This is a genomic window from Pedobacter sp. UYEF25 (genome assembly GCF_054061655.1).
Window position 1 is genome coordinate 1 of sequence record NZ_JBSSEL010000005.1, and the last position, 26,538, is coordinate 26,538.

Sequence of the window (26,538 nt, forward strand, 5' to 3'; positions counted from 1 at the left end):
GCAGCCACAAAAAAGGAGCTGCCCTAAACAGGCTGGCACAAAGCCGCCTTGAAAAATAAAGATAGAAATTATTTGGAATTCATCACAGAATCTTTAATTGGCCTCCAAAAAGCCAATTAAAGATATAAATGGACAGCGCGTAAAAGCGCCCAAATAATTAAACTGTTTCTGATTTGAAGTTTGCTGCACTTTTCTTAAAATGGACAGAGCATAGGTAATAAATACGACCGAATACTTATAAAAGCGATAAAATTGTTGTGCTATTTTAGATAGAGAGGTGCACCCAAAGAAAACTAATAAAAAAGGAGAGTAGTTAGATTCTCGATTAAAGCTTTTGCAAAAAAACTTATGTCGCAAATTTTACTACTCTCCAACTATATTTTTATTTAAAACTTCTAAAATCTTGGTCGACTTCCAGCCCTAATAAACTATGGTAAATCAAGCTAATTACATTATCCACATCTTCTTTATGTACCATTTCTACGGTGGTATGCATGTAGCGTAATGGCAAAGAAATCAATGCAGACGGAACACCACCGTTTGAGTAGGCAAAAGCATCCGTATCTGTACCTGTAGATCTCGAAGATGCTTGACGTTGAAACGGAATGTTGTTTTTGTCGGCAGTTTTGATTAAGTGTTTGTTTAAGTTCGTTTGTACCGCCGGCGCGTAAGAAACCACCGGACCTTTACCTGCAAACAATTCACCCTGCGTGTTTTTGTTAATCATTGGTGTTGTTGTATCGTGCGTTACATCTGTAATGATGGCAACGTTTGGCTTAATTCGATCGGCAATCATTTCTGCTCCTCTCAACCCAATTTCTTCTTGTACAGAATTTACAATGTACAATCCAAACGGTAATTTTTTCTTATTCTCTTTTAGTAAACGAGCAACTTCGGCGATCATAAAACCACCTACACGGTTGTCTAGTGCTCTACCAACATAATACCTGTCATTTAATACCATAAAAGTATCTTCGTAGGTAATTACGCAACCAACATGCACGCCTAATTTTTCTACCTCTTCTTTTGTGGTACAACCACAGTCTAAAAAGATATTTTTTAATTCGGGAGTTTGTTCTTTCTCACCGCCATGTCTTGTATGGATAGCTGGCCAACCGAAGACCGCTTTTATCATACCATTATCTGTATGAATATTTACGCGTTTACTGGGTGCAATTTGATGATCAGATCCACCATTTTTGATGACGTAGATAAGGCCATCGCTGGTGATGTAGTTAACGTACCAAGAAATTTCGTCTGCGTGGGCCTCAATTACCACTTTATATGGTGCATTTGGATTGATAACTCCAACCGCAGTACCATAGTTGTCTACAAAATGTTCATCAATGTATGGCTCTAGATATTTAAGCCACATTTTTTGTCCTTCCCATTCATAACTAGTTGGCGCAGGATTGTTAATGTACTCTTCTAAAAATGTAAGCGATTTTTTCGTTACTACCGCTAAATGTTTTGGTTTATCTTCTATTTCTACTTCTTTTTTCTTTGACATTATTATATTTTTTTATTCTAACTAATTTTTTTAACCATTAACCACTAACCTTTTCCTTCCTCGTTTAAATTAAAGTATTTTTCCATCACTACAAAATCAAAACCATCTTTAAAAAAAACCGCATCGGTTTCTACAAAGCCAAATTTGATATAAAATGCCTTGGCGTTCACTCTAGCATTGCACCATAGTTTTTCAGCCTTTTGAATTTTACAAAAATCTAAGATATACTGCATCAATTGTGAGCCTAAACCTAGTTTTTGAGCACTTTCTAAGATGGCAAGTTTTCTAAATTGGTAAATATTTCCAATCTGAAATAAGGAAATAACGCCTGTTAATTTATGATCGAGGTATAAGCCGAAATGAAGTCCATCAAAGTCATCATCGAGTTTTACACTATCAAAAGACATGTTTGGATACATCACTTCATGGCGAATACGCCAAGTTAGAGACGGAAATATTTGTTCTACGACAGCCATCAAAATATTAAACTATAGCCAAATCTTAAAAACCCTGAAGCGCGCGTTTTTCGAAAATCTGTTTGGATTGATGGACCAATCATGAATTCTAGATTGGCATTTACTTTATTGCTCGATACTTTTCTTTGAAAGCCCCAAACAGGAGAAAATGAGCTTACAGAGTTGGTCGTGTAGTTATCGTTAAGTAAAATTGGATTAATGAAGCTGTATTCAAACCCAACAAAACTTGCACTATTGTTTTTTGTCATTTTTCCTAAGTTATTTCTACGAGCAAGGTTATAATAATTTTTGTAACCTGCAGAGAATAATGGAGCAATATTTATGGCATAGTCTACACGTAATACGTCACTGCTGTTAGTCGGTCTATGAGGAAAAAATGGAACAACTCCTTCTATCTCGGCTCCGATATAAAGGGTAGATCGTTTAGCAATTCTCTGTTCCCGCTCTAATCCGAAACCAACTAAATATATCTTTGCTTTATTTACAGATGCTACGCTTCCTGCATCTTTATTATTCGTATCGATATCTTGAGCAAAGATAATCGGTGAATTAAGTAGGCAAAGAAAAACTATTACAACTATCAAAAGGATGTTTTCACCGCGCATTAATTATGGTCTTATTGATGTTTGCGGGCTAGCTACAAAGGTATATTGCCATGCTTTTTCTTAGGGTTATTCACCACTTTGTTTTCTAACATTTTAAACGCTTTAATTAACTTAGCTCGCGTTTGCGAAGGCTCAATCACTTCATCTACAAAGCCTCGTTCTGCAGCTCTATATGGATTTGCAAAAATTTCTGAGTACAATTTTTCTTTCTCCAGCCACTTTTCTTCTGGATTTTCTGCGGCATTTATCTCTCTTTTAAATATAATTTCTGCAGCGCCCTTTGCACCCATAACCGCAATTTCTGCACTTGGCCAAGCATAATTTAAATCGGCGCCAATGTGCTTGCTATTCATCACATCATATGCGCCGCCATAAGCTTTACGTGTGATCACGGTAATCCTCGGAACAGTTGCTTCACTAAACGCGTATAACAGCTTTGCCCCATTTGTAATTATACCGTTCCATTCTTGATCTGTGCCTGGTAAAAAGCCGGGTACATCTTCTAATACTAACAGTGGGATGTTAAAGCAATCGCAAAAACGAACAAACCGAGCAGCTTTTTTAGAAGAATTACTATCTAACACCCCAGCTAGATAAGCCGGTTGATTGCCTACAATACCAATACTTCTTCCGGCCAACCTTGCAAAACCTACCACTATGTTTTCTGCGTAATCTTGGTGAACCTCTAAAAAGCTGGTTTCATCGCAAAGGGCAGCTATAATTTCTCTAACATCATAGGGTTGAGAAACTAGTTCTGGTAAAATATTGTTTAAAGCAGGCCGACTTTCATCGGATGTTTCGTAAGGCAGAAATGTCGCATGTTCTTCGCAGTTTTGCGGCATATAACTTAACAGGTTTTTCAATTTTGTGATGAGTGCAATTTCATTTTCACAAGCGAAATGTGTTACGCCAGATTTTATTGCATGTGTATTCGCACCCCCCAATTCTTCTGAAGAAACTTCTTCGTGCGTTACCGTTTTTACCACGTTGGGCCCCGTTACAAACATGTAGGAGGTGTTTTCTACCATCAAGGTAAAATCTGTAATGGCTGGAGAATAAACCGCCCCACCGGCACACGGACCCATAATGCCCGAAAGCTGAGGGATAACGCCAGAAGCTTGTACGTTTCTATAAAAAATGTCTGCATAACCACCTAAAGAAACTACTCCCTCTTGTATGCGCGCACCGCCGCTATCATTTAGGCCAATAAGTGGTGCGCCATTTTTCATGGCCATTTCCATCAACTTACAAATTTTCTCTGCGTGAGTTTCTGAAAGAGATCCTCCGAAAACGGTAAAATCTTGAGAGAAAACATAGGTTAATCTCCCATTTATCGTTCCATAGCCGGTAACTACACCATCACCCAAATATTTCTCATTTTCCATGCCGAAATCGGTACTTCGGTGGGTAACCATCATACCAATTTCTTCAAAACTACCTTCATCCATTAAAAAATGAATTCGTTCCCGCGCAGTTAGCTTTCCTTTTTTATGCTGACTAGCTATCCTTGCTTCGCCGCCGCCAAGGTTTGCCTGTCTAATTTTGTCGTTTAAACCTTCTATTTTTTTTTGCATATTATTTTTCGGTTTTCTTCAACCACTTCCAAATAATTAATTATTATTTCAAATATTTATTATACCACTTCAAATAACGTTCAAACCTATCTACCTGATAGCTCAACACACTTACTCCATGAAACTGGTTTGGGTAAATCACCAATTCCGTAGGGATTTTTAGTGTTTTCAAAGCAGCATACATTTGCTCACTCCCTTGTGATGGTACATTAAAATCATTTTGACCAACCATAAATAAAGTAGGGGTTTTTATCTTGTCGGCATGGATAAATGGGTAAGAAAGTTTCAAGTAGTTATCAAGGCCTTTTTTTTCCCAAGGTAAGCCAACTTCCTCGTTCCATTGCAATAAATATTGGTCGATTCCATACATAGAGAGTTGCATGGCACTTCCGGCACCGCTACAAGCAGCTTTAAACCTCGTGTCTGAGGCAATTGTATAATCTGTTAAAATACCGCCGTAACTCCAACCGCCAATGCCTAATTTATTTTCATCTATCAACCCTTGTTTTGATAGATAGTCCGTCGCACCCAACAGATCCGCCACCTCCAAATTTCCCCAATCACTGTAGATAGATTTACTAAAAGCTATTCCGCGTCCATTACTGCCTCGATAATTTACCGCAGCGACTGCATAACCACCTGCTGCCAACATTTGGCGGGTAAAATCAAAAGAATATTCATCTTGCCCAACTGGGCCACCATGAATAAATAATATAAAAGGTAGTTTCTTAGTACCGGCGTCTGAAGGTTTGAAAAACAGTCCAGATACTTCTGTACCATCTTTACTTTTAGACTTGAAGCCCGTAACTGTAGCCAAATCTATTTTGCTCAACCATTCATCGTTCACTTTGGTAATCTTTTCCAATTTTCCATCAACAAGAGTGTATAAATTGGTTGGATGTTGAGGATCGCTCATGGCTACTAAATAACCACCTTTCGGATTTATTTCTAGATCCATAAAACTTCTGTCTCCACCAATCAATTTCTCTATTTTACCAGAAACGACATCAATTTTCGAGACATAGGTCTGTCTATCATCGTCTACTAAAAAAGTAAGACTTTTATTGTCTTTAGCCCATTTGAAATTCGAGATAGGGCGATCTAGTTCTTTAGTAAGTAGCCTTTGATCAGTTCCATCTGATTTCATGATCACTAAGATGCTCTGATCATAGTTAATGTACGTATCGTCTGCAGTCGATCTTGCGTAAGCAATATATTTTCCGTCATCGCTCCAAACTGGCTTATTGTCGCTTCCCTTCCAAGTTGTTAGTTGCTTTAATTTTCCACTTTTTAGATCAACCACATAAATATCCGTGTTGCTATTTCTATCGGGATCTTCTGTTCTGTTGCTAGAAAAAGCAATTTGAGAGCCATCTGGAGACCAGGTTGGGGAGCTCTCACTATAAATTCCGTTGGTTAATTGCGTGATTTTCCCCGATTTCACATCTAAAATGTAAAGATGTGTACTGGAACTATCTACATATCCTTCTACATCTTGCTTATAATGATACCTATTCGCAACCACTGGCGCTTTGGTTTTAGGTTTTTTCTTTTCCTTAGCATCCACATCTTTCATCAGCAAAGCAATTTTACTTGCATCCGGCGACCAGACATAGCTCTGTAGATCTTGTTTAACTTTCGTAAATTGATGTGCTTCGCCACCTCGTCTATCCATCAACCAGATTTGAGCGTTATCTATACTGTCCACTTTTTTAGAGGAAATAAAAGAGATGTATTTTCCGTCCGGACTAAAGTCAGCATCAGATTCACCTTCGTCAGAATAGGTTAACTGTAAAGTTTCTTTACCGTTCCAACTTGCCATAAAAAGGTCAGATTGCTTTTTGTTTTTAGCCGAATCTGGAGTTGATATACTGTACAGAATCCAATCGCCCGCTGGTGATATTTTAGCGCCGGAAATAGATTGGTAATGATAAACATCATTTGGAAGCATCTTCCGTTTCAGACTTTGTGCCTGCGACTGGGAAATAATCCATATAAATGCAAAGCAAAGTAGATTTGACCACATATTGTACGTTTAAATTCGTTAAATTAATATAAAATTAAAACAATTTTCCCTTTATTTTTTAGAAATGATACGCTTTCAATTCTACTAAAAAAACCGTTCATACGCGATAAAAGAGTAAGCGCGGACGTTTCTTACAAACTGCTTAAATGCTTCATTGAAATGGCGATTTCAAACATTAGATGCACCAAATTTAAGCCTGAGCATAAAAAAGGTTTATAAAATTGCCAATTTATAGCTACAGGAAAAAAAGAAAAAATATTTTAATTGACATTTCTTCGACGAGTGGTTTTGGGATTTTAAAATTTTTTATTCTATCATTGCGATAATTGAAAAATAAAAAATACAAATACAGCATCGTAGGAATATTCCTTTTTGTCTTCATGGCGAAAATGGTTATCTCTGGTGCGCCTGTATTTTTTGCAAGTGCGGATAAGGCGATTATGAACGCTGTGATTATGCAAATTGAAGTAACTCACGGACCTGGCGATGACGCGAAAGACGGTTTAAAATTTACAGACTTTAAATTGCTCGAGGTTATTCAACCAATCCCAAATTTTTCGTTCTTTTATTCATTTATAGAACTCAAAAAAAATGAATTACGGAGCGGCAACCGCATTGTCAATTCCTATCATCCCACGGTAGCGACTCCCCCGCCCAATTTTAGCTGATTTTCTGTTTTAAATATTACTGCCGTGGAAGTTTGCACGCAGCTGCCTTGTCGTTTCTTTCGGAGAGGTATGTCCATATTTCAATATTAGATCAATTAAACATTTCATGCAAAGATTCAAACCCGCATTCTCTAAGTCGGATGCCAATAAATACATTTTAAAAAAGAACCTAAAAAAGGATCTACCCGCCAGTATTGTGGTATTTCTCGTCGCTCTGCCACTCTGTTTAGGCATTGCGCTTGCTTCTGGCGCTCCCCTTTTTGCGGGAATAATTTCCGGAATAATCGGCGGCATAGTGGTTGCCTCATTTAGTGGCTCCCAACTTAGCGTTAGTGGGCCTGCTGCAGGCCTCACAGTTATTATTTTAGGTGCAATTACCTCGCTCGGGAGTTATCAAACCTTTTTACTGGCTGTTGTTCTCGCTGGAATATTTCAGATTATTTTAGGTTTGATAAAAGCCGGGACAATTGGAAACTACTTTCCTTCTAGCGTGATAGAAGGAATGCTTGCAGCCATCGGTCTTATTTTAATTTTAAAACAACTGCCACATGCCGTTGGCGTCGATACCGATTTTGATGGCGACCAAACATTTTTTCAAAAAGACAATCAAAATACTTTTTCGGCAATTGGCGAAGCCCTCAGCCATATAAGCGTTGCAGCCGTCGTCATCAGTGTTCTGTCTATTGCAATACTTCTGCTTTGGCCAAAAATCAAGAAAATAAGTATCGTGCCAGCGCCATTAGTAGTGGTGGTTCTTGGGATCTCAATTAGTTACTTATTTGCAGGATCTGCTTACGATTTACGCGCCGATCAAATGGTTGCAATTCCAGTTGTAGGTAATTTTGGAGAATTTTTGGGATTATTTACTACGCCAGATTTTTCTGCATTGGCAAATAAAGAAGTGTATATCATCGCCGCAACAATTGCCGTGGTAGCTAGTTTAGAAACACTTTTAAGCTTAGAGGCCGTTGATAAAATTGATCCGATTAAACGCGTATCACCAACAAATAGAGAGTTACTTGCTCAAGGAATTGGAAACATTTGTAGTGGTCTAATTGGCGGCTTACCAATGACATCCGTTATTGTAAGAAGTTCTGCCAATGTAGGTGCTGGAGCAAGAACACGTTTATCTGCTGTTTTTCATGGAGTTTTTCTCCTGTTATCTGTTTTATTCATCCCAACAATTATTAATTTAATTCCCCTTTCTTGCCTAGCTGCAATTTTATTGGTTGTTGGTTATAAATTAGCCAGAGTCAGCTTATTTAAGCACATGTATGCAAAAGGTTGGGACCAGTTTGTGCCTTTTGTGATCACGATTATCGCAGTCCTGTTTTCCGATTTATTAAAAGGTGTTGGTCTTGGCTTACTTGTTTCTGTATTTTATTTATTGCGTACAAACATGCGAAATTCTTACTTTTACAAAGTGCAACAAGAAGGTGATAAAAAACATCTTAGAATAAAATTGGCAGAAGAAGTTTCGTTTTTAAATAAAGCGGCGATACAGGTTTTATTAACGAATATCCCTAAAGACAGCCACGTGGTAATAGATGGATCGAATGCAAAATATATTCATCCAGATGTGCTCGAAACTATATTCAATTTTGAAGAAAATGCATATACAAAGGGAACTGTTGTAAAATTAGAAGACATAAAAAAGAATTATGTCGTGCCAAAAATGACTAACAAAATTGCTAACGAAATATTAAACTAGACATGATGAATGCAAAACATATAAAAACAGCAGATATAAATTGTGAGACCTTGCTTCAAGGCAATAAAGATTGGGTAAAGGAAGTTTTGGATGCTGATCCAGATTATTTTGAAAGATTATCTGCCGGCCAAACGCCACCAGTTTTGTGGATTGGTTGTTCAGACAGTCGCGTACCTGCAAATCAGATTACCAATACGATGCCTGGGGATATCTTCGTTCATAGAAATATCTCCAATATAGTGGTACATACCGATATGAATATGCTTTCGGTATTGGATTATTCTGTAAATGTGCTGAAGGTAAAACACGTAATTGTTTGTGGGCATTATGGATGTGGAGGCGTAAAAGCTGCGCTAGAAAACAAACCTGTCGGAATTATAGACAATTGGTTAAGAAATATAAAAGATGTTTATAAAACCCACATAAGAGAGATGGAGACGATAAGAGATCCTGCTCAAAAATTCGACCGACTGGTAGAACTTAATGCGATAACCGGAGCATCTAATGTAAGCAATACCTCTATTGTGCAAAATGCATGGGCAAGCGGACAAGAATTGTCAGTTCATGCTTGGGTTTACAGTTTAAAAACTGGGTTAATTAACGATCTGAAGTTTACAGGCTCTGGCTTAGATGACGTGAGCGATGTGTTTAAACTTACTTAATTTACATTGGATAGGCCCGCAGAATTTGCGGGCCTTATTTTTGCGCGTGCAACTGAAAAAACTTATGTCGCTAAAAACTAATTTTAATGCTCGCGCGTAGCTAATTTAGCTTTATTAGCTATTTTTGCAATATGCTTACCCAACGTCAGTTATTTCTTCAACATAATGCGCAAACCTCTCCAACACCTCTTTTATTAGAATTTGTAAGCGCAAAAGGCGTTTATATTTACGATAGCGCTGGCAACAAACATTTGGATTTAATTGCTGGTATCGGCGTAAGTAACGTTGGCCATTGCCATCCAAGCGTGGTAAAAGCGGTACAGAAGCAGGCCGAAACGTATATGCATTTGATGGTTTACGGCGAGTATGTGCAAACGCCACAGGTAAATTTTGCCAAAGCTTTGGCAGATGTGCTTCCCGAAAGCTTAAGCTGTACATACTTTATGAACTCTGGTACCGAAGCAGTAGAAGGCGCAATGAAATTGGCTAAGCGGTTTACCGGTCACCAAGGATTTATTGCCTGCAAAAACGCTTATCATGGAAGTACACACGGTGCAGAAAGTTTAACAGAAAGTGAAGAATTTACTGCGGGCTATGGCCCTTTTTTACCTCACGTTCGTTTTATCGAGCATAATAAATTAACAGATCTATATCTTATAGATGAAACAGTTGCTGCCGTTTTCATAGAACCCATCCAAGGAGAATCAGGAGTTCGAATTGCGACTAAAGACTACATTAAAGCATTAAAAGCAAAATGCGAAGAAGTGGGCGCATTATTGGTCTTTGATGAGATACAATCTGGTTTTGGCCGAACCGGAAAATTATTTGCTTTTGAACACTATGACGTTGTGCCAGATATTTTATTGTTGGCCAAAGGAATTGGCGGCGGAATGCCTATTGGCGCTTTCATTAGCTCTTTAAAGATCATGTCGGTCCTATCGCATACGCCTATTTTGGGTCACATGACTACTTTTGGCGGTCATCCAGTATGCTGTGCAGCAGGTTTGGCTACGCTAAATGTACTGATGGATGAAGAGATTGTGCAAGATGTAGAACGGAAAGGGCAATTGTTTAAGAAGCTATTAAAGCATCCTGCCATTAAAGAAGTTAGGGGAAAGGGATTGATGTTGGCAGCAGAATTTGAAAATTTTGAGTTCAACAAACTTGTCATTGATGGTTGCATTTTAGATGGTGTGCTATCAGATTGGTTTTTACATTGTAGCAACTCCATGCGAATCGCTCCTCCCCTAATTATCACTGATGAAGAAATTGAAGAGGCTTGTAGCCTTATTTTAAAAAATGTTGAAGCGGTGTTTCAACGTTGATTTTTACGTAAAAAATAAAGCGTCTGCACTTTTTGGAACAAGACACGGCTGATCTTTAATACATTTTTATGGCGAATTTTTTAATCATTAAAAATTCCCCATATTGCTCTACCAAATTAATCCTACAGAATAAATGAACATCCTAATTGTAGAAGACGAACGAAGCTTGGCTTTAGAAATTAATGAGTTTTTAAGCAAAGAAGGATTTACCGTAGAGCATGCTTGGAGAAAAGCATCGGCAGAGGAAAAAATATTTGTAAACAGCTATGATTTCATTCTTTTGGATCTTGGTTTGCCAGATGGCGATGGCTTCGACGTATTAAAATTATTAAAATCTTTTAAAGATAGAGAGGATGCGGTGATAATTTTAACTGCCCGCAGCGCTGTAGACGATAGAATTAAGGGTTTGGACGGTGGAGCTGATGATTATCTGCCAAAACCATTCTCGCTAAACGAACTTTTAGCAAGAATGCATGCCATTATCCGCAGAAAGCATAAGTTGGAAAACAACGAAGTCAACGTACACGGTTTTTTGCTAAATATTCAGAACAGAACCGTTGCTTTCGGCAGTGATCGGCTAAACCTCACCAAAAAAGAATATGAGATATTCAATTACTTAGTTTTAAACAAAAACCGTGTGGTTTCTAGAATGGGTTTAACCGAGCATGTTTGGGGAGATATTTTGGAGGTAAATTCCGATTCTAATTTTGTTGATGTTCATGTTAAAAATTTACGTAAGAAATTGGCATGCTTAAGCGAGATAGATTGGTTTGAAACCGTCAGGAGTATCGGTTATCGAATTAATTGTTAGGTTTCTTTTTAAAATTAATGGGCATCCAATGAAACTTCAATTAAAGCTATCATTGTACAATACGGTAACTAAAATAGCCATCGCTCTATTGTTGGGCGCGGTTGTGCTGTTTTCAATCGAAAAAATTGCTTACAACCAGTTGGATAATAGATTGGTAAAGAAAAAGAACAAAATTATTAGAAATTTAAGCGATGAGGAAATAAAAGTACTTTTAGACAAGCAGGACTCTTTTACCGATTACAATATCTTAAAGGAAGAATTTATCATTCTAAACGATATTCCAGATACGCAAAAAGCTGAACCAGTAAATATAATCACAGAAGATAGAGAGATAGAGGATGAAGTAGAACCGTTTCGAATACTTAATTATAAGTTTCTTTACAATACCAATTGGTACCGACTGGAAATAGGAGAAACAATTGGCGGCATAGACAGTATAAAAAGTTTCATTCGGTTTTACATGCTTATATTATTGGCAGTTGCGCTAACAATAAGCTTATTTACGGATTATGCTTTTACCAGTTGGTTGCTCAAACCCTTTTATGCCATCATCGATAAAAAGATAAATAAGGTTAACGACCCTACGCTCTATAACTACGAAAATATTCCGACGACAACATATGATTTTAAGATTTTGGACGAAAGTATAAATTCTTTGATGCGTAAAATAAATGAGCTTTTTAGTTTGGAAAAGCAGTTTATAGCAAATGTATCGCATGAGTTGCTTACCCCGATTACCATTTTAAGTACTCGTTTTGAAAACATGCTAAATGCTGTAAACATCCCTCCCGACCATGAAGATAAATTATACGCCTCGCTTAAAACGTTAAACCGCTTAAAGGTTATTATAAACAGTTTGCTGTTGATTTCTAGCGTCGAAAATCATCAATATTTAAAGCAAGAAAACATCAGTATCAGAAAAGAATTGTTAGAAATTTACGAAGAACTAGAAGATAGGATTGTAGATAAAAAAGTAAACTACAGTGCAGCACTTAATTCTGATTTTAAGTTTTTAGGCAGCAAAACGTTGATCCATATTTTGCTAACCAACATCATAAACAACGCCATAAAATACAATCGCACAGGCGGTTCCATAGTAGTGGTTGGGACCTCAGAACACAATAATTATAAACTGCAAGTAATCGATACTGGTATTGGAATGAATGCAGAGGTAGCAGAAAACGCATTTGATCGTTTTAAAAGAGGAAATAGCGATGAGAATGGCTTTGGTTTGGGATTAGCAATTGTAAAAAGCATTGCAGACTACCATGGCATTAAAGTTATTATTGCTTCTAACCGAGAAGATGGAACAGAAATTACGCTTATATTCTCTGAAACCAAGAAACTAAAATGATCAATCCAAAAACCAATTTTGTCTTAAATCAAATGCTTTTAATCTACTGTGTCTTCAATAACAAGTTGCAACTCCTTTAACTCTGAGACCTTTTCCATTGCGCCAGCTTTTTCATAAGCAGAAATAAGATTTCTAATTACTCTCCTAATGATATCGGCATTTGTGCAAGGTTTGTAGTAAATGGGTTGAGGATCTAAATTTAATTGCCTTAGAAACTGATCCACATCGTGTTTGCCAAAAATATTTCCACGATTAAAAGCATTAATGTAAAAAAGCACCCCATATTCGGTACTTTCCTGCTTACTCTCGTCTAAATAACCTAAAATGAAATGCTGCGGCAAGTTGATGCCATAAATTGGCATGTCTAACTTTTGAGCAAGTGTAGCGTAAATAATCGCCAAAGAAATTTGATTTCCGCGTTTGCTTTCAAGTACTTGGTTTAAATAAGAATTTTGCGGATCGTGATGATTCTTAGTATTTCCCCCAAACCCAAGCTGATTGTAAAGAACGTGATTAATTAGCTTTACTTGCTCTAGTGCACTCATGTCATATTGCAAACTCAGCCATATTTCCCTTTTAATGTCTTCTATCTGATTGATAACTTTCTGCTCGTCTAAATCAGGGTATTGATAGCGATTAATAATTAAAGCGCCTTGGAGTAAATCAAAAGCGCCACTCATATACCAAAGACTTAAGCCCTCTTTAACTGAATTAAATTGTATTTGATGAACAATGTTTTCTATTCTTTCTTGCAATAAAGTGTCTAACGAATGTTCCCAGGCATTTTCTAAAAACTCAATTACCTCTCCGCCGTAGCTCAACAGCTTTTTTTCTATATGTCGATATACCTCTTGATCAGGATCGTCCAGCAGCCTAACTAAAGCATCTATTTCATTTTTATTTTCCATGAAAAAATGCTTTCAATCGCCGCTAATATCTATTTTTGTGACTATGGTTTTTTCTTTTTTTGTCGATTACCTAAAACACCGTTTTAAGGCGAAGACTAGGCACGGCACACACTCGCCTTTTGTATATAAGCTTGTAGATGAAGTAATTTACAATTTTAGTGCCAATACGGCCTACGTTAGCATTGAAAAACAAAGAAAAAAACTTTTAAATGACTGTGCAGAAATTACCGTTACTGACCTCGGTGCAGGATCCCAAATAAATAAAAATAGGAAAAAACAAGTTCGACAAATTGCTAAAAATGCGCTCAAATCGCCACGTTTGGCACAGTTAATTTATCGTTTGGCTGACAATACTAGGCCAACAAGTATAGTTGAATTAGGAACTTGCTTAGGGATTACTACCGCATATTTGGCCAAATCTTCCCCAAATGCTACCGTAACTACCATAGAAGGCTGTCCGGAAACTGCGTCGGTGGCCAAACAAAATTTTGTAGATTTGAACCTTAAAAACATCACGGTAAAAGTTGGCAATTTCAATCATGTTTTGCCAAATATTATTGAGAAACAATCTAGTTTAGATTTCGTTTACATCGATGGGAATCATCGCAAAGAAGCAACTCTAAACTATTTTAGATGGTGCCTACCAAAAATGACAGAGCGTTCAATAATTATTTTTGATGACATTTACTGGAGCGAGGGAATGAAAGAAGCGTGGACGGAAATTAAAGACAACACACAGGTTACTTTAACGATTGATCTTTTTTGGATTGGATTGGTGTTTTTTAAAAAGGGCCAAGCAAAACAACATTTTAAACTTAAATTTTAGTGATGGCTAAAACTCCAACATTAAGTCGCTTCCACAAGTTAACTGCATTACCCATCCTACTAATTTGTTTAACAATTGGGTTAATATTTTATCTGGGAGGCTTCTTTTTTAAACTAAATGGTTTAAGCCAAATTATGTTTGCTTGGGATGCCTTTTCGGTCGCTTTAATCGCCACACATTGGTCTATGTTTTTCTCGGTTGATGCTGCTAGAACCAAACTTCGGGCTCAAATGCAAGATGAAAATAGAAGTGAAATTTTTTTAGTGATTCTTGTGGCTACCTTTGCGGCGTTATTTGCGGTAATATTAGTTTTAATTGATAAGGAGTTAAAACCTACAGATATTTCTATAGCCATTATAGGGCTGTTCCTCTCGTGGTGCTTAGTTCACACAACTTTTACTTTACGATATGCAAGATTGTATTATCAAAATAACAACGAGAGCAGCGATAAAAAATCAGGAGTTGGGCTAAATTTTCCTGGCGACGATGAGCCCGATTTTTTAGATTTTGCCTATTATTCTTTTGTAATAGGCATGACTTTCCAAGTTTCAGACGTGGAGATTTCTTCTAAAAAAATGCGCAGACTTACACTATTGCATAGTCTTCTGTCGTTCGTTTTTAATACCATTATAGTCGCTTTAACTATAAATGTGTTGGCAGGTTTAGGCGGAAAATAAATACACCAGTAAAATAGATTGTCGAATAAATGGATTTATCTTTTGGCATTCAATCTAAGCGCTTCACAGATAAGCGCTTTTATATGCTAAATTTCGGAACTAGAGTAACACCAAAATGGCTTGTCCGAGAGATCTAAAACAGCAAAAGGCTAAGATAAATCTTAGCCTTTTTGCCTAATCATATATTTGGTTAGTTGATTCTTATATATGCTTTCGTTAGTTTTCGCTTTTTATCGTTTGCTTAAACTTTCCGAAATAATTACCACTATTTGTTAGAGTTTTTAAATGTAAATCTATTTTTTTAATAATCCAAACTTTTTTAACTTTCTTATGCTTTCGTTTGCTGCCACTCTTCCTGAAACAATCGCTGGCGGCACACCAGGCCCCGGAACAGTTAGTTGTCCGGTAAATAAAAAGTTTTTAATTTTGCTCTGCATCTTTGGTTTCAAGAAAGCAGTTTGCGAAAGAGTATTTGCCAAGCCGTAAGCGTTTCCTCTAAACGCATGATAATCTTTCACAAAGTCATCCATGGCATAACTGCGTTTAAAAAGAATATGATCTGAAATTTTGTTTCCAGTTAACTGCTGAAATCTTTCAAGAATCAATTCAAAATATTTTTCACGCTGTATCTCCGAGTCTTCTAAGCCGGGTGCTATAGGCATTAGAAAGAAAAGGTTTTCGCAGTTTTCTGGCGCTACTGAAGTGTCTGTTATGGACGGACAACAAGCGTAAAAGAGTGGTTCAGTTGGCCACACAGGATTAGCATAAATCTCTTCTGCGTGCTTATCAAAGTCCTGATCAAAAAACAGGTTATGATGTAAAACGCCCGTTAGTTTTTTGTCTAATCCAATGTAAAAGAGTAAACAAGAAGGTGCCATAGTTCTTTTTTGCCAATAAGATTCGCTGTATCTTCTATCCTTCTTTTCTAACAGTTGTTGCTCCAAATGGTGATAATCTGCATTGCCAATAACAAAATCGGCTTCAAAACTATTGATGCCGGCCTCTATAGATTTCACTCTATTTTCTTCAACTTTGATTTTGGTTACCTCGCTATTAAAAAGAAATTTTACACCCTCGGCTTCAGCAATTTGCTGCATGGCGCCGACAATTTTATGCATCCCTCCCATTGGATACCACGTACCAAGAATCAAGTCAGCATAATTCATCAGGCTATATAATGCAGGCGTATTTTGTGGTGTTGCACCTAAAAAAAGAACGGGGAATTCTAAAAGCTTCCTCAATTTTTCGTTTTTAAACAGTTTGTGTACATGCTTTCGCATGTTGCCCAATAATTGCAATTTTATTCCACTTACTGCCAATCGCGGATCGAAATATTCCATCACACTGTGCGATGGCTTGAACACATATTCGTTCATGCCAACCCGATATTTATATTCTGCTTGATTTAAGAAGAGTGCTAAATTCTCGCTGCTTCCAGGCTCTAGATTTTCAAATAATTGGTAAAGTTTTTTGACTGTAGCCGGAACATCCAACTCATCATTTTTACCGAAGAAAATTCGATAAGATGGATCGAGTCTTCTTAAATCATAGAAATCGGCCACTTTTTTACCGAAAATCGCATAGTAATTTTCGAAAACATCAGGCATCCAATACCAACTTGGCCCCAAATCGAACATAAATCCATCTTTTTCCCATGCTCTGGCTCTGCCGCCTGCCATCTCATTTTTTTCTAAAACAGTAACAGCACAACCGGCTTTCGCCATTAATGCTGCGGCCGCCATGCCGGCAAATCCTGCACCGATAACTACTACTTTAGGCTTTTTAAAAGCTGTTTCGTTTAAATTCATGTAATATGTCTTCGTTGTAAAGTGGATTTGCACCTGGTTGCGAAGCTACATATGCACCAACCAAACAAGCGTGTTCTAGAATCTCCGAAATCTCATTTCCTGCCAAGAAACCTTTAACGAAACTAGCCAGAAATGCATCTCCAGCACCAACAGTATCTGCCACTTTTACCTTAAATCCATTATGGCAAAAAAGCTGATGATTGTGCCAAACCTTCGCGCCGTCTCCGCCCAATGTTAGGCAGATTGTCTGTAAAGCAAATTTCTCAGCAATTACTTGCAAACATTCGGCATCGGGTTGCTCAGTTAACAGATAATTTTGTTTTAGATAAAATAGCTCGGCCTCGTTAATTTTTAAAATATCAGCTTTGCCAAGGAGCCGCTCAATTGTTTCAAACTTATAAAATGGCTCGCGAAGGTTCATATCGAAAATAGATAAACTTGCTTTTTCAGCCAGTTTATAGACAGTATCTCTGCTGAGTTGCTGTCTGCATGTTAAACTGCAAAAAATAAAAGCGTCAGCATGTTCCACAGATTCTAAACATTCCGTTGTTAGTGATATTTCATCCCAAGCAACAGGTTGGGAAATAACGTAAGTCGCATTCTGTTCGGTATCAAGTTTGATAATGACTGTACTGGTGGGCAAATTGCTTTTTACCTGAACAAGCTGCGTTGATAAATTTTTAACAGTAAGGTTGTTAATAAGTGCTATTCCGTCTGCATCATCGCCTACAGCAGTAATGAGTAGAGAATTGACACCCTGTTTGGCTAAATGAAGCGAAACGTTTGCGCTAGATCCGCCAACTTTTCGGCTGCCTGGATATACGTCCCAGAGCAGTTCTCCAATACATACTACTGTTTTCTGCATAAAAAATGGTAACAATCTGCCTTTTTGTTCAATTAAATAAGGCCTAAGTTAGAACAAAAACTTAGTTTTTTTATGTAGGTTTCCACTATGAAATATGTATTGATTCTCATTTTTGCCCTAGGTACGATGAACCTTTGTGCGCAACAACAAAATGTGACACATCAGATATTAACCGTTCTGCATACCCAACAGACTGCATGGAATAATGGCGATATAGAACGCTTTATGAAAGGCTATCTCAAAAGCGACAGCTTACTATTTATTGGGTCAAATGGGCCAACATATGGTTGGCAAACTACGTTAGACAATTATAAGAAAAGTTATCCTGATAAGGCTGCAATGGGTAAATTAACATTCGACATCAAAAAAGTAACTGTGTTGGCAGGAGATGCGGCATTTGTAATGGGAAGCTGGAGTTTAAAAAGAGCAACAGACAATCCACATGGTTTTTTTACTCTGCTCTTTAAAAAAAAGGACGGACAGTGGAAAATTGCAGTAGATCATACATCGAGTAGTAAAGAATAGGAAGATGTGCGACAGAAATTAGAATGTTTCACATATTAAAATTTACATCTTAAAAAATAATAGGTCTGTTCTTAAGTGAAAAATTTTTTGAAAACATCATATGTCTGATATACATTTATGGGAGTAGAGAAATACTTTAAATGTTTAGAGAATCCCGACCAAGTTCAGATTGCGCTAAATTTACTAAATGAAAAATATTGAGACCTAGAATATGAAGAATTATTTACGAAATTTGTAAATACGTTGGGTTTGAAGAAGGGCGAGGGATTTCCTGTAACACGGATTTTTTTAGGAGGACTTTTATATAGAGCTAGACTTAATACAAAATATTTCGAGATAGCTACTTTGGTCAACCAAATCGGCGCCAAATCTGTTGATGTCGCAGAATGGCGCGCAAATCCAAGAGACAAGCCTGTGTTTTATGCATCAACTAACATAAAAACGGCTATTTGCGTAGTACTTTAGATGGAACCCACGGGCAATTACATCGTTGCAACGGGCTGTTGGGATAGTGAAAAAATTATGTGTGGCCAACTTTGTTGATGGATCAGACACCGATTTTAAAAATCTCCCATTTGCGCACAGAATGCCTGAGAGCTATCTAACTAACTGGCCAGATCTTCGAAGAAAATCAGCATTATTATTAAAAAATTATATTAAGGACAAATTTAAATCGACTTTTTTCAATGGGTTGTACAATATAACGAGTGTTAGAACTAGCATTTGCTATTCTCTGAAAGAAATAGATGGAATTGGCTATGCTGCCATTTCAGATAAATTTCCAGGTTTTAATGTTGCAATTTCAGATTTATCAAAACTTAACTGTGTAAAGGCTGAGCGTTGGTTGGTTTATAAAGCTAATTCCGAAATTGTCGAGATAAAAATAATTGATAAAGGAAATATTAAGGTTGACGGAAATATTATATGGATGTTTACCCATCCCTAAGCGTAGATTAGCGAATTGCTAACTTCGCAGGCGGAGAAATGTTCATTTAGTTCTTTTAAGGGGATTAGGAAACCCATCTTATCCAACGTTCTGCATCGCATTTGGGAAGCTATCGAACAGCGTATCTGATATCTTTTCCATGATTAATCTATTTTAAATTTGAGGTCGCTCCGTTCTACTTTAATTGTTCGTAGTTTCTTTATTAAAAGAAAAAGGGAGACGAAAAATACTGTAACAGCGGCTGAGATCAGAAATACTGGCGGTATTTCAAAAGCTGTTTTAGAGCCAATCCCGATGTGATTAAAACCAATAATATCACTTAGTACCCCGATTAAGTTCCAAATAAAATGCATTAATATTACACAACTCATACTGGCTATCCGATAAAACATAATCCCACATGCAATGCCTAGAAAAAAGGCACTGCCCATCTGGGAAAAGTTTGAATGTACAAGCGCGAAAATAAGAGCTGAAAATATGACCGCCCATACTGAATATTCGTCAAAAGTCCTTTTAATATCATTCCACGGAATAGAACCTCTTCTAATAAAGGGGCCAATAGCAGCGCCCCTAAAATGATAGCAAATGACATTAATTCCGGTACCGGGAGAGTTGGTTTAGTACTTAACAATTTTAAAATGGGGAATTCAAATCCAAACCTAAATCCAATAATAGCAAAAAAAATAAGACAGATGATGCTCCAAGAAAGCCAGTTCCATGTAATTGCTACGGCTATTTGCCGCTTTCTGTTAACAAAAAAGACCAATGAAATATAAAAACAAAGGAGCAGCACATAGATAACAGTCGCAGTCGAATCAGGAGACCAGTTCGAATAAAATGTCTTTATGATATAATAAAATGGCAAACACAACATCAGTCCGACCGAGAACAGAAAAAGAATCTGAAGTAAAGTGTTTGGAAATAGTTTTTTCATGGCACATTTATTAAATTAACATAAGCGGCATTAGTGTCTGGCTAACTTATCTTCATTTGAAAATTTTATATTGTTCTTGTATCTGTGGTTGGGGTAATGCAAAAATGCCTTGTATTCTCAATAAGAATTGATACCATCCCATCAAGTATGTAAGTTGAAGTCATCGCCTGGATTTTACAATCTAAGTCTTTGTTCAAATATAAGCAAAAACTGGTTTAGGATAATTCCCCAGTTTCTGATGGGCATAGTCCATTTTTTACTTGCTTCTCTCAAAACAAGTAAAACAAAATTGCTACACGTCCTCATCTGTAGGAAAAGACATTTTGCTTCTGGTGTATTTCCTTATTTTTCCGTTCAGATTTCTATCAGGTTTGGTGTAGATGATCTTTCTGATTTCCACGGGGAATCGAAAAACACGGCCAGTTCTCTCCGGTTGTCCCGCCAGGACATGATCTTCGCTCTTCAGGACGTTAGGCGTGCGCATCTCGAAGCTTAAATAAAGCTGATTTCTAAATCCGAAGCAAGAAAATATTTAGTAAATTCTTTTAACGGGACTGCAAATCCCGTCTTATCTAAAATTCGGCATTGCCCTGCGGAAGAAAAATGGATTCAGATCATGCTACCTATTAGCTTTCGTCACTTCGAGGAACGAGAAGTCTCACATATAGCATTTAACTATTCATTTTACGTTTCTGGCATATGAGATGTCTCCTTTCATCGACATGGCGAGCGCTAGAAAGGGCAAGTCATTAATCATAGACGTCTATGACTGAATTTTGGGTTTAAAAAAAAACTTTACCCTTCCTCCGGCATTTTCAAGTCCTTATAGTAGAGCTCTTTATCCGCGTCAGTAATTCCTCTTATCACTTTACATGGATTTCCGACAGCTAACACATTATCCGGAATATTCTTGGTAACCACGCTACCAGATCCAATAACCACATTATTGCCAATGGTTATGCCCGGGTTTATAATGGCATTCGCTCCAATCCAAACGTTATTACCAATGGTTATCGGTTGTGCCCATTCTACTTCTTGGTTTCGTAAAAACGGGTGTATGGGATGCCCTGCGGTATAAATCCCAACATTTGGAGCAATGAAAACATTATTTCCAATGGTAACCTTGGCGCAGTCTAAAATAATAAGGTTAAAGTTGGCGTAAAAATGATCGCCTATTTCTATGTTATAACCATAATCACACCGGAATGGAGGTTCTACATAAAAATTGGTTTGAGTTTTCCCAAACAAACTTTTTAGCTGTTGTTTGCGCTGCTTTATAAATTTTGGAGCAGAATTGTTAAATTCAAAAATCACTTCTCTAGCTTTTAAGCGTTCTAAACTGAGCATTTTTTCGCCTGCGAAGTAAGGCAATCCTGCGAGCATTTTTTCCTTTTCTGATGTAGGTTCTTTCATAGCTAAATGCCAAAGTAGCGAAAAATAACTTATTGAAAAAGACAATTTTTAGTTTAAGCCTCGTGGCAATCTTAAAAAAATATTTTCCCGATTTTGAATAGCGAACCATTTATGAGATATTTAAAGATGAAACCAACCAAAATGAAAACTAAACTTCTATTATTATCATTCATCTGTTTAATCGGCTTAGCCAAAGCTCAAGAAAAATCAAAGAACGTATCATCAAAAGTTATCAGCGCAGAAAATAAAGAAGCTCAAAAAGACGCGGTAAATACAATTGGAGATGAGCGCAAATTAAAGGTAGAAACTGCTGTGATCACTAACCACGCCTTAACCGTAAATGGAAAAAGCATAACTTATAAAGCCACAGCGGGCACCATGCCTGTTTGGGACGAGGATGGAAAACCAATTGCAGGATTATTTTATACATATTATGAACGTACAGATTTTAAAGAAAAAAATAAGCGTCCGTTGGTCATTTCTTTTAACGGCGGTCCGGGTTCTGCTTCTGTTTGGATGCACATTGCTTATACCGGCCCTGTGGTTTTAAATATCGATGACGAAGGCTATCCGGTACAACCTTACGGATATAGCGACAACCCGTATTCGATTTTAGATGTTGCCGATATTGTGTACATCGATCCGGTAAACACTGGTTATTCTCGCGCAGTGAATAAGGACGTTCCAAAATCTACTTTTTTCGGTGTAAATGCCGATATTAAATATCTAGCAGAATGGATAAATACCTTTGTTACAAGAAACGATAGATGGGCTTCGCCAAAGTTTTTAATTGGCGAAAGTTATGGAACAGCTAGAGTTGCAGGCCTTGCTTTGGCACTGCAAGACAGCCAGTGGATGTATTTAAATGGAGTGGTGTTGGTTTCTCCGACAGATTTGGGCATTGATAGGGCCGGACCAGTGGATGCTGCTTTACGTTTGCCTTATTTTACCGCAACCGCTTGGTATCATAAAAAGCTCCCCACAGACCTGCAGCAGAAGGATTTAATAGACGTGTTGCCAGAAGTTGAGAAATTTACCATCAATGAACTTGTTCCTGCAATCGCTTCTGGCAGTATGTTGAGCCAAGAGAAAAAGCAAGAGATGGCCGAGAAAATGGCTAGATATAGCGGACTGCCAGCTAAAACAATTGCAGACTACAACTTAAACGTGCCTACAGATTTTTTCTGGAAAGATTTGCTACGCGATAAGGGTTTTACAGTTGGGCGGCTAGATTCGCGTTATCGCGGCATCGATAAAATGAACGCAGGCGAGAATCCAGACTATAATGCAGAGCTTACTTCTTGGTTGCATTCGTTCACGCCTGCAATAAACATGTATTTGAGAAACGGCTTGAATTTTAAGACCGATTTGAAATACAATATGTTCGGGTCAGTTTATCCGTGGGATAATTCTGGCAATCATACTGGAGACAATTTAAGGGATGCGATGGCTCAAAATCCCTACCTACATTTGTTGGTTCAATCTGGTTATTATGATGGTGCCTGCGATTATTTCAACGCAAAATATAGCCTTTGGCAATTAGATGCATCTGGAAAGCTTAAAAACAGGATAAAGTGGGAAGGTTACAGGAGTGGCCATATGATGTATTTGCGTAAAGACGATTTAAAAACCGCAACTGCTCACATTAGGGAATTTATTTTAGCGTCTTTGCCAAAGCAAGGTGTGGCTGCCAAGTTTTAAATTGATCACTGAAATCGATGCAGTGCTATCTAGGGCTTAAAAAAATAGCAATTGGCAACAAGTTGGGCTTTTTAACGCCAAAAGCGTGGAATTCATTTTAATACGATCTATTATAAATTGAAAAAGAAGTAATATTTTAAAAAGAAACTTTTAACTAATCTAGGTATAAACTGATGCAATTACGTGTTTTCAATCATGCGCATTTTTTTCATATGAAGGAATTTGCCTTTAATAATAAAATTTTATCTGTAAATTTGCCACCCAATTATGCAGCAAATAAAAACATCATTTGATTTTGAGAAACCTATCGCAGATTTACATCAACAGATAGAAAAGGTAAATCAGGTTGCCGAAAAAACTAAGGTGAACATGTCGGCAACGATTACCGAACTCGAACAAAAATTAGACGAAACGACTAAGTTGCTTTATGGCAACCTAACAGGCTGGCAAGAAGTGCAGTTGAGCAGACATCCTGACCGTCCCCAAACGTTGGACTACATCAGTTTAATATGCGATGATTTTATAGAGATGCACGGTGATAGAACCGTAAAAGACGATAAGGCAATTATTGGTGGTTTTGCCACCATCAATGGTCAAACCGCTATGATTATAGGTCACCAAAAAGGAAAAAATACCAAAGAGCGACAATTCCGAAATTTTGGAATGGCAAACCCCGAAGGATATAGAAAAGCGTTGAGATTAATGCGACTTGCTGAAAAGTTTAATAAACCGGTAATTTCTTTTATAGACACTATGGGTGCCTATCCAGGTTTAGAAGCAGAAGAACGCGGCCAAGGTGAAGCCATTGCTCGGAACTTATTAGAAATGTCGGTGCTTAAAGTACCAATTATTTGTATCGTAATTGGAGAAGGAGCGTCTGGTGGTGCGTTGGGTATTGGAATTGGAGATAGGGTTTATATGCTAGAACACACCTGGTACTCTGTAATTTCCCCAGAGTCTTGCTCCTCAATTCTTTGGCGTAGTTGGGACTTTAAGGAAAAGGCAGCAGAGTGTTTAAAACTTACTTCTGCCGATATGTTTGGCAATAAGCTAATTGACGGAATTATTCCCGAACCATTGGGGGGGGCGCATCAAAATCCCGAGTTGATGGCTCAAACAATTAAAGAAAAGTTAATTTCCGATCTTGCGGAATTGCATAATCTTACCACAGATAAATTGGTTGAAACGAGAATTAACAAATTCTGCGCCATGGGAGTAGTGGAGGAATAGACAATATTATACTGTAATTCCTCGATTTATTTACTTTTTTATAGACCTCGAAATGGGATATTTAAATGTTTTTCAATTGAAAAATACCAGCCAATCTTAAAACTGAATTTGATCGTTTGCGAAATAAAACGTCCAAACATTTATTTACCAAAACAACTTGTTATTCAAAGTTGCATTTAGCTTATTTCATTTTATTATTGCAAACTGGTTAGCGCTTCTTTTACCATAGCATCATTCGGATTTACAGCCCTGTAGTATCCAACATCTCCAAAGTAAAACCGATATAAGATGGCTCTCAAATTATTTAAAATAATGGGTTTTGCGGCATTTAATTGATGAAAGTCTAGCAAAACATTTCTTTTTTGCAAAAAACCTGTAAAATCTTTGAAATCACTTTCATTAAGTTTAAATGTATTTAGGTTTTGCTCTACTACAGTAGCAGGATATCTTACCGTCAGGGTTTGAAATACAAAGTCTGACAAAACTTTTTTACTCATTAGTGTTCCGTAAAATGCATTATATCCAGAGGTGTCAAGCTTAACAAAAACGTCTGGTTCGATTCCGCCTGGCGTTTTTGTTATTTTATTTACCCCATTTTCTACGGTTTCAACCTTTTGTATAGAATCTTTAAACGAACTTCTATCGCTTGTCAATTCTCCATCAGTCATTCGGTCGTCGATTTCCCGTTTGTAAGCATCGTAACCTTTGGCATAAGATTTCTGTATGCTTCTGCCATTCGGAGTGTAGTAACGCGCTATCGTTAAGTTTAGTGCAGATCCATCCTCAAACGGAAATTGTTCTTGTACCAATCCTTTTCCAAAAGAACGGCGTCCAACAATTATGCCTCTACCAAGATCCTGCACGGCGCCAGCTACAATTTCACTTGCCGATGCTGTATTCTCATTAATTAAAATCGCCAATTTTCCCTGTTGAAAAATACCAGTTCCGGTAGACATGTAATCGGTACGTGGCTCGTGCTTGCCTTGAGTATAAACAATAAGTTTATTGTCTGGCAAAAATTGATCTGCTAAACCCGTCGCAGCGCTAAAATAGCCTCCACCGTTGTCTCTCAGATCTAATATCAGTTTCTTCATCCCAGCCGTTTTCAAATTAGAAAGCGCTGCGAGAAAATCTATGTCAGTATTTGCTCCAAACTTACTTATCCTAATGTAACCGGTTTCGGGATTTAGAAGATAAGAAGCGTCAATGCTGCTCACGTTTATTTTTCCGCGGGTAACTAACAAACGTTTACTCAGAGCACTCCCAGGATGCAACAGCAACACGCTTACTCCAGTGCCTGATTTTCCTCTAAAACGTCCGTACAGTTGATCTTTACTCATTTTACGACCACTAACAGTGGCAGAATCTATCCTAAGAATTTTATCTCCCAATTTTATTCCGGCTATGCTAGCAGGGCCACCTTTTACAACCCCAGTAACAAACATGGTATCGTTAAGCATGTAATATTCTAACCCTACTCCCTCAAAATTACCTTCAAGTGTTTGCCCCATATCCTCGGCGTCGGCCGGAGGCAAATATGCACTATGTGGATCTAGCTCGTGGAGCAGGCTGTCAATGGGTAATTTTTTTAGGTTGGCAGTGTTAATGTCATCTACATATTTCTTATTAATAATTTGAAGGATCTCATCTTTTTTCTGGGCTTGTGAGTCGGCCAGATTTTGATTTTTTTCAACAGTATACCCTTGATCTTTTAAAAACTTGTACCCTAAATACATTCCGGTAATCAAAATAACCGAATAACTAAGGGCAAGAAGTAAATTATAACGGGTATTCTTTTTCATTTAGATTATACAAATTTAGGGAAATTAGCGGTTTGTTTAAATTTAAAATAGAAATTTAGCCGCTTTTGTTTGTAAAATTTTCAGGTTTTAAGGAGTAACGAAGATTACTTTTCGGCTGAACGTAGCTAATTTTTAAAAAAACGCGCCATTCTCATTTAAATTTTCCGAATTTTACAGAAAT

At 37.4% G+C, this 26,538-nt stretch carries 24 protein-coding genes; 13 read left to right on the top strand and 11 right to left on the bottom strand.

Annotated features, from left to right (window positions below; all coding sequences use genetic code 11):
- Positions 1 to 382: 382 nt before the first annotated feature.
- Genes ACVWYG_RS06500 through ACVWYG_RS06520 form a run of 5 tightly spaced genes read right to left on the bottom strand, consistent with a single transcriptional unit; the run spans position 383 to position 6,191 of the window.
- On the bottom strand, positions 383 to 1,510 hold the full coding sequence (locus ACVWYG_RS06500; protein ID WP_457269357.1) for a M42 family metallopeptidase: 1,128 nt from the start codon (positions 1,508 to 1,510) through the stop codon (positions 383 to 385).
- A 44-nt stretch (positions 1,511 to 1,554) separates the two neighbouring features.
- Complete coding sequence (locus tag ACVWYG_RS06505) at positions 1,555 to 1,986, bottom strand: GNAT family N-acetyltransferase (protein ID WP_457269358.1); 432 nt, start codon at positions 1,984 to 1,986, stop codon at positions 1,555 to 1,557.
- Entirely contained in the window at positions 1,986 to 2,591 is a 606-nt protein-coding gene (locus tag ACVWYG_RS06510; RefSeq protein ID WP_457269359.1) for a hypothetical protein, read from the bottom strand. Before ACVWYG_RS06510 ends, ACVWYG_RS06505 begins: the two co-directional genes overlap by 1 nt.
- A gap of 32 nt (positions 2,592 to 2,623) precedes the next feature.
- Positions 2,624 to 4,165, bottom strand: a complete 1,542-nt coding sequence (locus ACVWYG_RS06515) for an acyl-CoA carboxylase subunit beta (RefSeq protein ID WP_457269360.1) — start codon at positions 4,163 to 4,165, stop codon at positions 2,624 to 2,626.
- Between the two features lie 43 nt (positions 4,166 to 4,208).
- Positions 4,209 to 6,191, bottom strand: a complete 1,983-nt coding sequence (locus ACVWYG_RS06520) for a S9 family peptidase (RefSeq protein ID WP_457269361.1) — start codon at positions 6,189 to 6,191, stop codon at positions 4,209 to 4,211.
- Positions 6,192 to 6,517: 326 nt separating this feature from the next.
- Here ACVWYG_RS06520 and ACVWYG_RS06525 point away from each other — a divergent pair, with 326 nt between their 5' ends.
- The 6 genes from ACVWYG_RS06525 to ACVWYG_RS06550 all read left to right on the top strand — a co-directional run bounded on the left by ACVWYG_RS06525 (position 6,518) and on the right by ACVWYG_RS06550 (position 12,722).
- Positions 6,518 to 6,859: a hypothetical protein gene (locus tag ACVWYG_RS06525; RefSeq protein ID WP_457269362.1), complete on the top strand. Its 342-nt coding sequence runs from the start codon at positions 6,518 to 6,520 to the stop codon at positions 6,857 to 6,859.
- A 106-nt stretch (positions 6,860 to 6,965) separates the two neighbouring features.
- Positions 6,966 to 8,570, top strand: a complete 1,605-nt coding sequence (locus ACVWYG_RS06530; RefSeq protein WP_457269363.1) for a SulP family inorganic anion transporter — start codon at positions 6,966 to 6,968, stop codon at positions 8,568 to 8,570.
- A gap of 5 nt (positions 8,571 to 8,575) precedes the next feature.
- Complete coding sequence (locus ACVWYG_RS06535) at positions 8,576 to 9,232, top strand: carbonic anhydrase (protein WP_457269539.1); 657 nt, start codon at positions 8,576 to 8,578, stop codon at positions 9,230 to 9,232.
- A 131-nt stretch (positions 9,233 to 9,363) separates the two neighbouring features.
- Complete coding sequence (locus ACVWYG_RS06540; protein WP_457269364.1) at positions 9,364 to 10,557, top strand: aspartate aminotransferase family protein; 1,194 nt, start codon at positions 9,364 to 9,366, stop codon at positions 10,555 to 10,557.
- Positions 10,558 to 10,690: 133 nt separating this feature from the next.
- Positions 10,691 to 11,368, top strand: a complete 678-nt coding sequence (locus tag ACVWYG_RS06545) for a response regulator transcription factor (RefSeq protein WP_457269365.1) — start codon at positions 10,691 to 10,693, stop codon at positions 11,366 to 11,368.
- Positions 11,369 to 11,396: 28 nt separating this feature from the next.
- Positions 11,397 to 12,722, top strand: a complete 1,326-nt coding sequence (locus ACVWYG_RS06550) for a sensor histidine kinase (RefSeq protein WP_457269367.1) — start codon at positions 11,397 to 11,399, stop codon at positions 12,720 to 12,722.
- Between the two features lie 38 nt (positions 12,723 to 12,760).
- Here ACVWYG_RS06550 and ACVWYG_RS06555 read toward each other — a convergent pair whose 3' ends face one another.
- Positions 12,761 to 13,630, bottom strand: a complete 870-nt coding sequence (locus ACVWYG_RS06555; RefSeq protein ID WP_457269368.1) for a transglutaminase-like domain-containing protein — start codon at positions 13,628 to 13,630, stop codon at positions 12,761 to 12,763.
- Positions 13,631 to 13,673: 43 nt separating this feature from the next.
- Between ACVWYG_RS06555 and ACVWYG_RS06560 the strand changes: the two genes are divergently transcribed.
- Both ACVWYG_RS06560 and ACVWYG_RS06565 read left to right on the top strand, forming a co-directional pair.
- On the top strand, positions 13,674 to 14,456 hold the full coding sequence (locus ACVWYG_RS06560) for an O-methyltransferase (RefSeq protein ID WP_457269369.1): 783 nt from the start codon (positions 13,674 to 13,676) through the stop codon (positions 14,454 to 14,456).
- Between the two features lie 2 nt (positions 14,457 to 14,458).
- Entirely contained in the window at positions 14,459 to 15,133 is a 675-nt protein-coding gene (locus ACVWYG_RS06565; RefSeq protein WP_457269370.1) for a DUF1345 domain-containing protein, read from the top strand.
- Positions 15,134 to 15,426: 293 nt separating this feature from the next.
- Here the strand turns inward: ACVWYG_RS06565 and ACVWYG_RS06570 are convergent, their stop codons facing one another.
- Positions 15,427 to 16,941: a phytoene desaturase family protein gene (locus ACVWYG_RS06570; protein ID WP_457269371.1), complete on the bottom strand. Its 1,515-nt coding sequence runs from the start codon at positions 16,939 to 16,941 to the stop codon at positions 15,427 to 15,429.
- Positions 16,916 to 17,806 (bottom strand): carbohydrate kinase family protein, encoded by an 891-nt coding sequence (locus ACVWYG_RS06575; RefSeq protein WP_457269372.1) that lies wholly within the window; start codon positions 17,804 to 17,806, stop codon positions 16,916 to 16,918. The genes ACVWYG_RS06570 and ACVWYG_RS06575 overlap by 26 nt, the downstream gene beginning before the upstream one ends.
- A gap of 153 nt (positions 17,807 to 17,959) precedes the next feature.
- Between ACVWYG_RS06575 and ACVWYG_RS06580 the strand changes: the two genes are divergently transcribed.
- The 3 genes from ACVWYG_RS06580 to ACVWYG_RS06590 all read left to right on the top strand — a co-directional run bounded on the left by ACVWYG_RS06580 (position 17,960) and on the right by ACVWYG_RS06590 (position 19,277).
- On the top strand, positions 17,960 to 18,331 hold the full coding sequence (locus tag ACVWYG_RS06580; RefSeq protein ID WP_457269373.1) for a YybH family protein: 372 nt from the start codon (positions 17,960 to 17,962) through the stop codon (positions 18,329 to 18,331).
- Between the two features lie 249 nt (positions 18,332 to 18,580).
- Positions 18,581 to 18,796, top strand: a complete 216-nt coding sequence (locus ACVWYG_RS06585) for a hypothetical protein (protein WP_457269374.1) — start codon at positions 18,581 to 18,583, stop codon at positions 18,794 to 18,796.
- Positions 18,797 to 18,857: 61 nt separating this feature from the next.
- Positions 18,858 to 19,277, top strand: coding sequence for a hypothetical protein (locus ACVWYG_RS06590; RefSeq protein WP_457269375.1), 420 nt, complete (start codon positions 18,858 to 18,860; stop codon positions 19,275 to 19,277).
- Between the two features lie 143 nt (positions 19,278 to 19,420).
- Here the strand turns inward: ACVWYG_RS06590 and ACVWYG_RS06595 are convergent, their stop codons facing one another.
- Complete coding sequence (locus ACVWYG_RS06595; protein WP_457269540.1) at positions 19,421 to 19,873, bottom strand: CPBP family intramembrane glutamic endopeptidase; 453 nt, start codon at positions 19,871 to 19,873, stop codon at positions 19,421 to 19,423.
- Positions 19,874 to 21,006: 1,133 nt separating this feature from the next.
- Positions 21,007 to 21,624: a sugar O-acetyltransferase gene (locus ACVWYG_RS06600; RefSeq protein ID WP_457269376.1), complete on the bottom strand. Its 618-nt coding sequence runs from the start codon at positions 21,622 to 21,624 to the stop codon at positions 21,007 to 21,009.
- 141 nt (positions 21,625 to 21,765) lie between these two features.
- On the opposite strand from ACVWYG_RS06600, the gene ACVWYG_RS06605 reads away from it, so the two are divergent.
- Together ACVWYG_RS06605 and ACVWYG_RS06610 are read left to right on the top strand one after the other, a co-directional pair.
- Positions 21,766 to 23,325, top strand: a complete 1,560-nt coding sequence (locus ACVWYG_RS06605; RefSeq protein WP_457269377.1) for a S10 family peptidase — start codon at positions 21,766 to 21,768, stop codon at positions 23,323 to 23,325.
- A gap of 267 nt (positions 23,326 to 23,592) precedes the next feature.
- On the top strand, positions 23,593 to 24,555 hold the full coding sequence (locus ACVWYG_RS06610) for an acetyl-CoA carboxylase carboxyltransferase subunit alpha (protein WP_457269378.1): 963 nt from the start codon (positions 23,593 to 23,595) through the stop codon (positions 24,553 to 24,555).
- A gap of 194 nt (positions 24,556 to 24,749) precedes the next feature.
- Here the strand turns inward: ACVWYG_RS06610 and ACVWYG_RS06615 are convergent, their stop codons facing one another.
- Complete coding sequence (locus ACVWYG_RS06615) at positions 24,750 to 26,357, bottom strand: S41 family peptidase (RefSeq protein ID WP_457269379.1); 1,608 nt, start codon at positions 26,355 to 26,357, stop codon at positions 24,750 to 24,752.
- Positions 26,358 to 26,538 lie beyond the last annotated feature (181 nt).

Excerpts from the sequence above, each read along its gene's own strand:
- ACVWYG_RS06500 (WP_457269357.1), bottom strand. The coding sequence starts at position 1,510 with ATGTCAAAGAAAAAAGAAGTAGAAATAGAAGATAAACCAAAACATTTA.
- ACVWYG_RS06505 (WP_457269358.1), bottom strand. The coding sequence starts at position 1,986 with ATGGCTGTCGTAGAACAAATATTTCCGTCTCTAACTTGGCGTATTCGC.
- ACVWYG_RS06510 (WP_457269359.1), bottom strand. The coding sequence starts at position 2,591 with ATGCGCGGTGAAAACATCCTTTTGATAGTTGTAATAGTTTTTCTTTGC.
- ACVWYG_RS06515 (WP_457269360.1), bottom strand. The coding sequence starts at position 4,165 with ATGCAAAAAAAAATAGAAGGTTTAAACGACAAAATTAGACAGGCAAAC.
- ACVWYG_RS06520 (WP_457269361.1), bottom strand. The coding sequence starts at position 6,191 with ATGTGGTCAAATCTACTTTGCTTTGCATTTATATGGATTATTTCCCAG.
- ACVWYG_RS06530 (WP_457269363.1), top strand. The coding sequence starts at position 6,966 with ATGCAAAGATTCAAACCCGCATTCTCTAAGTCGGATGCCAATAAATAC.
- ACVWYG_RS06535 (WP_457269539.1), top strand. The coding sequence starts at position 8,576 with ATGAATGCAAAACATATAAAAACAGCAGATATAAATTGTGAGACCTTG.
- ACVWYG_RS06540 (WP_457269364.1), top strand. The coding sequence starts at position 9,364 with ATGCTTACCCAACGTCAGTTATTTCTTCAACATAATGCGCAAACCTCT.
- ACVWYG_RS06545 (WP_457269365.1), top strand. The coding sequence starts at position 10,691 with ATGAACATCCTAATTGTAGAAGACGAACGAAGCTTGGCTTTAGAAATT.
- ACVWYG_RS06550 (WP_457269367.1), top strand. The coding sequence starts at position 11,397 with ATGAAACTTCAATTAAAGCTATCATTGTACAATACGGTAACTAAAATA.
- ACVWYG_RS06555 (WP_457269368.1), bottom strand. The coding sequence starts at position 13,630 with ATGGAAAATAAAAATGAAATAGATGCTTTAGTTAGGCTGCTGGACGAT.
- ACVWYG_RS06560 (WP_457269369.1), top strand. The coding sequence starts at position 13,674 with ATGGTTTTTTCTTTTTTTGTCGATTACCTAAAACACCGTTTTAAGGCG.
- ACVWYG_RS06565 (WP_457269370.1), top strand. The coding sequence starts at position 14,459 with ATGGCTAAAACTCCAACATTAAGTCGCTTCCACAAGTTAACTGCATTA.
- ACVWYG_RS06570 (WP_457269371.1), bottom strand. The coding sequence starts at position 16,941 with ATGAATTTAAACGAAACAGCTTTTAAAAAGCCTAAAGTAGTAGTTATC.
- ACVWYG_RS06575 (WP_457269372.1), bottom strand. The coding sequence starts at position 17,806 with ATGCAGAAAACAGTAGTATGTATTGGAGAACTGCTCTGGGACGTATAT.
- ACVWYG_RS06600 (WP_457269376.1), bottom strand. The coding sequence starts at position 21,624 with ATGAAAGAACCTACATCAGAAAAGGAAAAAATGCTCGCAGGATTGCCT.
- ACVWYG_RS06605 (WP_457269377.1), top strand. The coding sequence starts at position 21,766 with ATGAAAACTAAACTTCTATTATTATCATTCATCTGTTTAATCGGCTTA.
- ACVWYG_RS06610 (WP_457269378.1), top strand. The coding sequence starts at position 23,593 with ATGCAGCAAATAAAAACATCATTTGATTTTGAGAAACCTATCGCAGAT.
- ACVWYG_RS06615 (WP_457269379.1), bottom strand. The coding sequence starts at position 26,357 with ATGAAAAAGAATACCCGTTATAATTTACTTCTTGCCCTTAGTTATTCG.